9 protein-coding genes and 1 pseudogene are annotated in these 9791 nt (G+C 60.7%); 5 read left to right on the top strand and 5 right to left on the bottom strand.

What is annotated here, in order from left to right:
* Positions 1-156 precede the first annotated feature (156 nt).
* The gene (locus QMX86_RS25615; protein ID WP_016773431.1) at positions 157-753 is read right to left on the bottom strand and encodes a Fe-Mn family superoxide dismutase; all 597 of its coding nucleotides are present in this window, start codon (positions 751-753) and stop codon (positions 157-159) included.
* Between the two features lie 176 nt (positions 754-929).
* The gene (locus tag QMX86_RS25610) at positions 930-1532 is read right to left on the bottom strand and encodes a LysE/ArgO family amino acid transporter (protein WP_016773432.1); all 603 of its coding nucleotides are present in this window, start codon (positions 1530-1532) and stop codon (positions 930-932) included.
* Positions 1533-1628: 96 nt separating this feature from the next.
* Here QMX86_RS25610 and QMX86_RS25605 point away from each other — a divergent pair, with 96 nt between their 5' ends.
* The 4 genes from QMX86_RS25605 to QMX86_RS25590 all read left to right on the top strand — a co-directional run bounded on the left by QMX86_RS25605 (position 1629) and on the right by QMX86_RS25590 (position 5680).
* Positions 1629-2516 carry a LysR family transcriptional regulator ArgP gene (locus tag QMX86_RS25605; RefSeq protein ID WP_073471897.1) on the top strand — a complete coding sequence of 296 codons (888 nt, stop codon included), beginning with the start codon at positions 1629-1631 and terminating at the stop codon, positions 2514-2516.
* Between the two features lie 99 nt (positions 2517-2615).
* Complete coding sequence (locus tag QMX86_RS25600) at positions 2616-3608, top strand: NAD-dependent epimerase/dehydratase family protein (RefSeq protein WP_024014140.1); 993 nt, start codon at positions 2616-2618, stop codon at positions 3606-3608.
* A 116-nt stretch (positions 3609-3724) separates the two neighbouring features.
* Positions 3725-4582: an ATPase gene (locus tag QMX86_RS25595; protein ID WP_076563987.1), complete on the top strand. Its 858-nt coding sequence runs from the start codon at positions 3725-3727 to the stop codon at positions 4580-4582.
* Between the two features lie 249 nt (positions 4583-4831).
* On the top strand, positions 4832-5680 hold the full coding sequence (locus QMX86_RS25590; protein ID WP_110646251.1) for a cache domain-containing protein: 849 nt from the start codon (positions 4832-4834) through the stop codon (positions 5678-5680).
* Between the two features lie 132 nt (positions 5681-5812).
* Here QMX86_RS25590 and QMX86_RS25585 read toward each other — a convergent pair whose 3' ends face one another.
* Both QMX86_RS25585 and pobA read right to left on the bottom strand, forming a co-directional pair.
* Positions 5813-7330, bottom strand: a complete 1518-nt coding sequence (locus tag QMX86_RS25585) for an MDR family MFS transporter (RefSeq protein WP_071173411.1) — start codon at positions 7328-7330, stop codon at positions 5813-5815.
* Positions 7331-7408: 78 nt separating this feature from the next.
* Complete coding sequence (pobA, locus tag QMX86_RS25580) at positions 7409-8602, bottom strand: 4-hydroxybenzoate 3-monooxygenase (protein ID WP_073471909.1); 1194 nt, start codon at positions 8600-8602, stop codon at positions 7409-7411.
* A 175-nt stretch (positions 8603-8777) separates the two neighbouring features.
* Here pobA and QMX86_RS25575 point away from each other — a divergent pair, with 175 nt between their 5' ends.
* Complete coding sequence (locus QMX86_RS25575) at positions 8778-9668, top strand: helix-turn-helix domain-containing protein (protein ID WP_282387013.1); 891 nt, start codon at positions 8778-8780, stop codon at positions 9666-9668.
* A gap of 7 nt (positions 9669-9675) precedes the next feature.
* On the opposite strand, the pseudogene QMX86_RS25570 reads toward QMX86_RS25575, so the two are convergent.
* A pseudogene (locus tag QMX86_RS25570) lies at positions 9676-9789 on the bottom strand (metal ABC transporter ATP-binding protein); the annotation flags it as partial.
* Positions 9790-9791 lie beyond the last annotated feature (2 nt).

Genomic DNA, 9791 nt, shown 5'->3' with positions numbered 1-9791 from the left:
GAAACAGGCTGGTCTGGCTGCGGGACTGTCCCTGGATGTAGGCCATAACGAAAAATGCTCCGTATCTTTCGATACGGAGCATTTTCTTTGAGCGCTGCGCAGATTGCTAGGTTTTCACACAGTCTGCGAAGCCGGGTTTTTCATCTGGCGCGCAGCTTAAGCGGTGAAGGTTTTGCCTTCGAACTGCTCGGCCACGAACTTCCAGTTGACCAGGTTCCAGAACGCTTCAACGTACTTCGGACGCAGGTTACGGTAGTCGATGTAGTAAGCGTGTTCCCAGACGTCGCAGGTCAGCAGCGGGGTGTCGCCGCTGGTCAGCGGGTTGCCGGCGCCGATGGTGCTGGCCAGGGCCAGGGAACCGTCAGCCTTTTTCACCAGCCAGCCCCAGCCGGAACCGAAGGTGCCGATCGAGGTTTTGCTGAATTCTTCCTTGAACTTGTCGAACGAACCGAACGCTGCGTTGATGGCATCTGCCAGAGCGCCGGTTGGTTGACCGCCGGCGTTTGGCGCCAGGCAGTTCCAGTAGAAAGTGTGGTTCCAGACCTGAGCGGCGTTGTTGAAGATGCCGCCCGAAGAAGTCTTGACGATTTCTTCCAGGGTCTTGCCTTCAAACTCGGTGCCTGGCACCAGGTTGTTCAGGTTCACGACGTAGGTGTTGTGGTGCTTGTCGTGGTGGAACTCCAGGGTTTCCTTGGAGATGTGCGGCTGCAGGGCATCGTGTGCGTAAGGCAGCGGCGGCAATTCGAAAGCCATGATGATTCTCCTAATCAGGTCTGTTGCGGTGAGCGCAAGGCCGATCACGGGCGGCCGGAAATGCACCGGCGAGTTTTTACTCTTTGCGGCGCAGGGTTCGGATCATAGCACCGGGGTCGCGCCTTAACCACGCAACAACTGTGTGGGATAGAGGTTCCAGAGCCTTTGCGAATAAATCATCCGGCGATGATCAACTGCGCGGCCACGGCGAACATCATCAATGCCACCACCAGATCGAGAATGCGCCAGGTGCTCGGGCGGGCCAGCCACGGTGCCAGCCACGCCGCGCCAAGGGCCAGGGTGAAAAACCACAGCAACGATGCACTGGCCGCGCCGACTACATAAGCGCCCGGCACCGATTGCTGCGCACCCAGCGAGCCGATCAGCAATACCGTATCGAGATAAACGTGAGGGTTGAGCAAGGTCACCGCCAGAGCGCTGAGCATCACTGCGCGCAGCGAACGCACGGTCTGGTTTTCGCCTTGCTCAAGGCTCTGTTTCGAGCAGGCCCGGCGCAGCGCCTGGCTGCCGTACCAGATCAGAAACGTCGCGCCGCCCCAACGGGCGATCGCCAGCAGGGTCGGGTTCTGCGCGAGGATCGTCGCCAGGCCGAACACCCCGGCCGCGACCAGAATTGCGTCACACACCACGCACAATGCCGCCACCGGCAAATGGTGTTCACGGCGCAGGCTTTGCGCCAAGACAAAAGCGTTCTGCGTGCCGATCGCCATGATCAGGCCGAACGCCACCAACAGGCCGTTTACATAGCTTTGCCACATGAGAGAAATCCTTGAAGGAGAGTGCTTGCTGGCTATTCTCCGATGTGACGCTGTATAAGAAAAACCAATAGTACTGATCGCCCATTAGGAAAACTGATGTTCGACTATAAATTGCTTTCCGCGCTCGCCGCTGTGGTCGAGCAGGCCGGATTCGATCGCGCCGCACAGGTGCTGGGCCTGTCGCAGTCGGCGATCTCCCAGCGCATCAAATTGCTTGAAGCGCGGGTCGGCCAGCCAGTGCTGGTGCGCGGAACACCGCCATCGCCGACCGAGATCGGCCGACGCTTGCTCAACCATGTGCAGCAGGTGCGTCTGCTCGAGCGCGACTTGCAATCAGTGGTGCCGGCGCTCGACGAAGAAGGCCTGCCCGATCGCTTGCGCATCGCCCTCAACGCCGACAGCCTCGCCACTTGGTGGGCCGAGGCCGTCGGCGATTTCTGCGCCGAGCAGCATTTGTTGCTCGACCTGATCGTCGAAGACCAGACCGTCGGCCTCAAGCGCATGCGTGCCGGTGAAGTGGCTGCGTGCCTGTGCGCCAGCGAGCGGCCGGTGGCCGGCGCACGCAGCGTATTGCTCGGCGCCATGCGTTATCGCGCCTTGGCCAGCCCGGCCTTCATCGCCCGGCATTTTCCCGATGGCGTGCGCGCCGAACAGCTGCCGCGCACCCCGGCGCTGGTGTTCGGTCCGGACGATTTCCTTCAGCATCGCTATCTGGCGCTGTTGGGCGTCGACGGCGCGTTCGAGCACCATTTATGCCCGTCCTCCGAAGGCTTCATTCGCCTGACCGAAGCCGGTCTGGGCTGGGGGCTGGTGCCGGAACTGCAGGTGCGGGAACAGTTGCAACGCGGGGTGCTGCGCGAATTGCTGCCAGATAAACCGATCGACGTGCCGCTGTACTGGCATCATTGGCGCAATGGCGGCCAGTTGCTGAACCTGCTTACCGAACAACTGCTGCGCTCCTCAAAGCAATGGCTAGTGGCTTGAACGCAGCATCAAGCGTCAAGCTGCAAGCGGCAAGAACACGTACCGTTTCAACTTGCAGCTGAAAGCTCGAAGCTTGCAGCTGCTTCCCTGGAGTTTTTGATGAAGATTTTGGTTACCGGCGCCAGCGGCTTTATTGGCGGGCGCTTTGCGCGTTTCGCCCTGGAGCAGGGCCTTGAAGTGCGGGTCAACGGTCGCCGGGCCGAGAGCGTCGAGCATCTGGTGCGCCGCGGTGCCGAGTTCGTGCCGGGCGATCTGACCGACGCCGATCTGGTGCACGACCTGTGCCGTGACGTCGAAGCCGTGGTGCATTGCGCCGGTGCGGTTGGCGTGTGGGGGCGTTATCAGGACTTTCATCAGGGCAACGTCGAAGTCACCGAAAACGTCGTCGAAGCGTGCCTCAAGCAGCGGGTGCGGCGGCTGGTGCATCTGTCGTCGCCGTCGATCTATTTCGATGGCCGCGACCATCTCGGTCTGACCGAAGAGCAAGTGCCCAAACGCTTCAAGCATCCCTACGCCGCGACCAAATATCTGGCCGAGCAGAAAGTCTTCGGTGCCCAGGAATTCGGTCTGGAAACCATCGCCCTGCGCCCGCGTTTCGTGACGGGGGCCGGCGACATGAGCATCTTCCCGCGCCTGCTGAAGATGCAGCGCAAGGGCCGGCTGGCGATCATCGGCGACGGCTTGAACAAGGTCGATTTCACCAGCGTGCAGAACCTCAACGAAGCCATGCTCAGCAGCCTGTTGGCCCAAGGTTCGGCGCTGGGCAAGGCCTACAACATCAGCAACGGCACGCCGGTGCCGCTGTGGGACGTGGTCAACTACGTGATGCGGCGGATGGACGTCGATCAGGTGCGCAAATACCGCTCCTACGGTCTGGCCTACAGCGTCGCGGCGCTCAACGAAGGCGCGTGCATGCTCTGGCCGGGACGCCCTGAGCCGACCCTGTCGCGCCTGGGCATGCAGGTCATGAAAAAAAACTTCACCCTCGACATCAGCCGCGCCCGGCATTATCTCGACTACGATCCGAAAGTCAGCCTGTGGGCGGCCCTCGATGAGTTCTGCGCGTGGTGGAAAGCCCAGGACATCCGTTGAAACGATTCGGCCGGGCGGCAATGAACCGCCTTGCGGGTTGAGGGTCAATGCCTGCGGCTGCGGCGGTTATACTTCGCAGCATTTAGCCATCACCGCGTTTGCCAAAGGTTGCCTCAATGTCCATGCGAAACGATGCCCACGACGACGATTTCGACAACGTGCCAAGCCTGCGCGCCGACCCGTTCGATGACGATGACATCGCACCCGGCCCCCGCACTTCCGTGCATTCGCGCAGCGCGCCAGTGGTCAAGGTCAAGGCCGCCAGCACCGGGCCGCTGTGGGCGCTGGTCGGCGCGTTGTTTTTTGCCTTCATCGGTCTGGCCTGGTGGAGCTTCCAGCAGATCTCGCTGATGGAGCAGCAACTGGTCGCCACCCAGGAAAGCTTCGCCCGCATCAGCGAAGAAGCGGCAGGGCGCCTGCAGGATATTTCCGGCAAGGTCGTCGCCAGCCAGAGCAACGTCAGCAGCGACAGCGAAGCGCTGAAGCTGCAAATCAAGCAACTCGAAGGCAAGCTGCTCGACCAGAGCAAGCAGCAGCAAGGCGTGGCCGGGCAGGCCAGCGAACTGGACAAGCGTCTGGCGCAGATGACCGCGCAGACCACCGAACAACAGAACGCCAATACGCAGTTGCAGGCTCAGGTCAAAGCCTTGAGCGCCGAGCTGGCGACCATCAAAAGCACCCCGGCCGATACCAGCAAGGTCGATGCGCAGTTGAAAGCTTTCGATGCCCAATTCAAAAGCCTCGGCGCGGATATCGCCGCGCTGAAGAAACAGGGCAATCCGAGCGCGGCGATCGATCGTCTGGAGCAGGACATCGTCGTGCTGAAAAGTCAGCAGGACAACCGCCCGGCAGCGCCACAGGGTGGCGGCAATACTGCCGAGTTCGATGCATTCCGCGCGCAGATGACCCGCAACCTGAATACCTTGCAGGCGCAGATCCAGAATCTCCAGCAGCAGATCAATTCCCGCCCGTAGCGACTGATCTGTTCCCTGGAGTGCTTTGTGGCGAGGGGATTTATCCCCGCTGGGCTGCGAAGCAGCCCCAAGGCTGGCAGTCCTGATCTTCAGGTAAAACGCGTCAGCCGGATGCGCCGGCTGCGCCGCCGAACGGGAATAAATACCCTCACCACAAGGGCCTGTAATCCCCTGCATCATTCTGAATACTCGTACATCAGCCCAAGCCGTCTACGCTCTTGAAACACCAAAAAGAACGAGGGATGCGCTATGGGGTTTTTGCATAAAGTGGCCTGGCTCGGCCTGATGTTGTTGGCCGGCTTCGGCCAGGCCAGCGCCGCCACTGCCGCCAAGGATGACAGTCAGGCCGCCATCGCCCTGCTGGAAAAAGCCTTGGCCTACTACCACGACAATGGCGACAAGGCGTTCGCCGCGTTCAGCCGCCAGGGTGAGTTCGTCGACAAGGATCGCTACGTGTTCGTCCTCGACACCAAAGGCGTCATGCTTGCCAGTGGCGGGCCGTCATCGGCGCTGATCGGCCGCGATGTCAGCGAAGTGCTCGGGCCGGATCTGCAGAAGGCGTTCAAGGATGCGCTGAAAGTGCCGGAAGGCAACGGCATCCAGCAGGCCGAATACCGCTGGCAGAACTGGGCCGATGGCAAGGTCGAGCGCAAGCATGTGTTCTATCAGCGCGTCGGGCAGCGCATTCTCGCGGTGGGTTACTACTTGCCACGGGCTTCGGCTGAGCAGGCCAGGGCCTTGCTGGACAAAGCCGCGACGGATCTGAGCAAGGACGAGAAGGGCACGCTGGTTGCGATCAACTCGCTCAAGGGCGGATATCTGCAGGATGACCTGTATGTCTTCGTGGTCGATCTGAACAACCAGCGGTATGTCGCCCACGGCACCAATCTACGCTTGATCAACACTGATTTTGGCAAGGTCAAGGATCCGGAAGGCAAACCGGTGGGTGAGCCGATTCTGGCGCTGATCGGCAAGCAGGATGAAGGCGAATATGAATACCGCTGGAAAAACCCGGTGACCGGCAAGATCGAGGACAAGCATGCGTACCTGAAAAAGGTCGGGCACTTTCTCGTCGCGGTGGGTTACTACAGCCCTTGAGCGCGCGATGATCGTTCCCACGCTCCGCGCGGGAATGCAGCCCGGGACGCTCTGCGTCCCATCCAAGGCCGAACGCAGAGCGTCCGTTGAGGCATTCCCACGCAGAGCGTGGGAACGATCAGCGCAAAAGGCTCATTTCGCGCCGTGCTCCCGCCCGCGCAGCAGGTTGTTCGGCATGGCAATCGCCGCTGCCAGCCCCAGCAACGACACTGCCGTGCTGACCCAGAGCAAGTGGCGGAAGGTCACCAGCAGCTCCGCGCGCAAAGCGTTCTGCGCTTCGCCGGGGGCTGCGTTCAGGCCATCGAGCAGAACGTTGCCCGAATGCCCCTCGCTGATCAGCGAACTGTTTGCCAGATGGGCGAAGCTGGAATCGTGCAGCAACGCCAGCAGCAGCGCCGACATCAGCGCCACGCCCACCGCACCGCCCAGTGAGCGGAACAGGTTGGTGGTGCTGGTGGCGACGCCGATGTCGCGTTGTTCCACCGAGTTTTGCGTGCCGACCAGTGAGGTCGGGAACTGCATGCCGCCAGCGATGCCGCTGAGCAACATGAACAGACCGCTGAGCAGCGTTGCTTGTGGCGGACTGAAGGCCATGCCGAGAATCGAGATCGGCATGAGGATCGCCCCGGTGAGAATCTGCGGTTTGTAGCGTCCGGTGATCGAGGTGCGGCGGCCGGCGAAATAGGCGCCGATCGGCAAGCCCATCGCCAGTGGCAGCAAGTGCAACGCCGCGCTGTCGGCGCCAGCGCCGGTGACGCTTTGAAAGCGCAGCGGCATCAGCACGATCAGCGAAATGGCCTGGAAACTGGTGAAGAAAATCGTGCACCAGCACAACAGGGCATTGCGGTTGGCGAACAGGTGCATCGGCAGCAACGGCTCCCGTGCCCGGCGTTCATGCCAGACGAACAGCGCCAATACCACCACGGCGCAAGCGAACAGGCCGAGCACTTCGCTGCTGCGCCATGAATGACCCTGGCCGACTTCGGTGATGCCGAGCAGCAACGCGGTCAGGCCGATGATCATCAGCACCGTGCCGAGGTAATCGATCACCGGTTTACGCTGCGGAATCGGCAAGCCGCGCAGATTGCGCCGAGCCACCCACCAGGCGCCGAGGCCCAGCGGCAGGTTGATCAGAAACACCCAGCGCCACGACAGGTATTCGGTCATGTAGCCGCCGAGCACCGGACCGGCAACGCTGGCCACCGCGTACATGCTGCTGAAGTAACCCTGATAGCGCCCGCGTTCACGCGGCGGGACGATGTCGCCGATGATCGCCTGACTCACCGAGATCATGCCGCCGGCGCCGATGCCCTGAAGGATCCGCGCCAGCACCAACTGTTCCATGCTCTGCGCCATGCCGCAGAATAGCGAGGCGAGGGTGAACAGGCCCATGCCGAACAACATCAGTTTGCGCCGCCCGTACAGGTCGCCGAGTTTGCCGTAGATCGGCACCGCCACGGTCATCGCCACCATGTAGCCGGAAATCACCCAGGCCAGCAGGCTGACGTCCTTGAATTGAGCGGAGATCGCCGGCATCGACACGGCGACGATGGTCTGGTCCAGCGCACCGAGGAAGATCGCCATCATCAAGGCGACCAGCACGCTGCGAATGGCCGGTTTGGGCGTTTCAGGCTGATTGAGAGTGGTCACGGAAAACCTGCGGGCAGTGATTGACCCGCATGGACAAGGCGAGCGGGTAAGTGCTCGCCAGTGTAAGTCGATAGCAGGCTATTCGATAGCCTCGTACGGAAGCCCGACGTAATTTTCTGCAATGGTTTTTTGCCCGGCTTGCGAGCTGACAAAGTAGTCCAGTTCCGAAGCGCTGATGCGCTGGCTGAACTCATCGTGCTCGTCGAAGCGATGCAGCATCGACGTCATCCACCAGGAAAACCGCTCGGCTTTCCATACTCGGCGCAGGCAGATCTCCGAGTATTTTTCCAGCAGATCGGTGCGGCCTTCGCGATAGACCTTCAGCAGAATATTGAACAACGTGCTGACATCGCTGGCGGCCAGGTTCAAGCCCTTGGCGCCAGTGGGCGGGACGATATGGGCAGCGTCGCCGACGAGAAACATGCGCCCGTACTGCATTGGCTCGACGACAAAACTGCGCAGCGGCGCGATGCTTTTTTCGATCGAAGGACCGGTCACCAGTTTTTCCGCGAGGGCATCCGGCAGGCGTTTTTTCAGCTCATCCCAGAAACGCTGATCGCTCCAGTCATCGACGTTTTCATCCGCCGGCACTTGCAGGTAATAGCGGGTGCGCGTGGCCGAACGCATGCTGCACAAGGCGAAGCCGCGTTCGTGGCGGGCGTAGACCAATTCGTCGTGGACCGGCGGTGTGTCGGCGAGAATGCCCAGCCAGCCGAACGGGTAGACCCGCTCGAAAATCTTCAGGCAATCGGCCGGAATCGACTGCCGCGCGACGCCATGGAAACCATCGCAACCGGCGATGTAATCGCAATCGACGCGCCAGCTTTCACCGTCCTTTTCGAAGGTGACAAAAGCTTCGTCGCTTTTCATGCCGTGGGGAACGGCATTGCTCGCTTGATAAATTGTTGGCGCGCCGGCCTCCCGACGAGCGGCCATCAGGTCGCGGGTGACCTCGGTCTGGCCGTAGACCATTACTGTTTTGCCGCCGGTCAGCGCGTGCAGGTCGATGTGCACCTGACGCCCGTCCAGCGCCAGATCGAAGCCGCCATGAACCAGACCTTCGGCATCCATTCGCTGACCGACGCCGGCCTCACGCAGCAGCTCTACCATGCCTTGTTCAAGCACACCGGCGCGGATGCGTCCAAGAATGTAATCGGGCGTCTGGCGTTCGAGGATCAGGGTGTCGATGCCAGCGTTGTGCAGCAACTGGCCGAGAAGCAGTCCGGAAGGACCGGCGCCGATAATGGCGACTTGGGTTTTCAGGATTTTCATTGTTTTTATGACTCGCAAGCTTCACGCAGCAACAGCCGGTGAATGATTTTATGGATCGAGTGCTTGCATTTTTCCCTTGCGGGTCTGTCAATTGAAGGTGAAAACTGAGCCGATACCTGTACATTCTGCCAATCGGTGCGATTATCGCCCAAAAACCAGAGGCCTGGATTGAAGTATGAACAAGCCTGCCCTGCCTTCTATTCCGGTGTTCAAGCTCTATGGTGAAAGCCTGGACTGGCCGACCCCGGACTTGCTGCACTGTGAAACCATTTCCTCGCGCAGTCGCGAACATCAATGGGAAATCAAACCTCACCGCCATGCGGATCTGTGCCAGCTGCTGTTCGTTTTCAAAGGTCAGGCAGAGCTCGAAATCGAAGGCCAGCGCACGCAACTCGAGACGCCAGCGATTCAGGTGCTGCCACCGTTGTCGGTGCACGGGTTTCGTTTTTCCGAGGATATTGAAGGCTTCATCGTTACCTTGGCCACGCCGCTGATCAAGCATTTGCAGGCGCAACTGGGCGATTCGGTACACGCGTTGGCTCGGGCGGAAAACTACCCGGCCGGCAAGGATGGCGATTATCTCAACAGCCTGTTTTCAGCGTTGCAGGCCGAGTACAACGGCCATCAACCGGCGCGGGAAATGCTCATGCATTCGCTGGTCAGCGTGATCATGGTCTGGGTCAGCCGCCAGGCGATCGTTCGGCACAAGGCCAGCCAACGGCCGCAACGCCAGCGCGAATACCTCAACGGTTTCATTCAGTTGGTGGAAGAGACTTACCGCCAGCACGTCAAGGTCGAAGACCTCGCCCATCGCCTGGGCATCTCCGTGTCGCACCTCAACGGCACCTGCCGTGAACTGGCCGGGCAACCGGCGTTGCAGATCATGCACGAGCGTCAGTTGCTGGAAGCCAAGCGCCTGCTGACCTACACCAGCATGACGATTTACGAGATGTCGGAGCTGTTGGGGTTTTCCGATCCGACCAATTTCACGCGCCTGTTCCGCCGCCGGGTGGGAATTTCGCCAAAGGCATTCCGCGACCGCTTGAAGGCCGAGCAACAACCTTAAAAGCACCACCGAACACCTGTGGGAGCGAGCTTGCTCGCGAAGGCGGAGTGTCATCCAACAAACAGGCTGACTGACCCACCGCTTTAGCGAGCAAGCTAGCTCCCACAGGGTTGCATTCCAGCG

The sequence above is a fragment of the Pseudomonas sp. PS01270 genome (assembly GCF_029959775.1).
Classification (GTDB): Bacteria; Pseudomonadota; Gammaproteobacteria; order Pseudomonadales; family Pseudomonadaceae; genus Aquipseudomonas; species Aquipseudomonas atacamensis.
The sequence above is the reverse complement of the archived record's forward strand: the minus strand, read 5'-3'. Positions and strand labels throughout refer to the sequence as shown.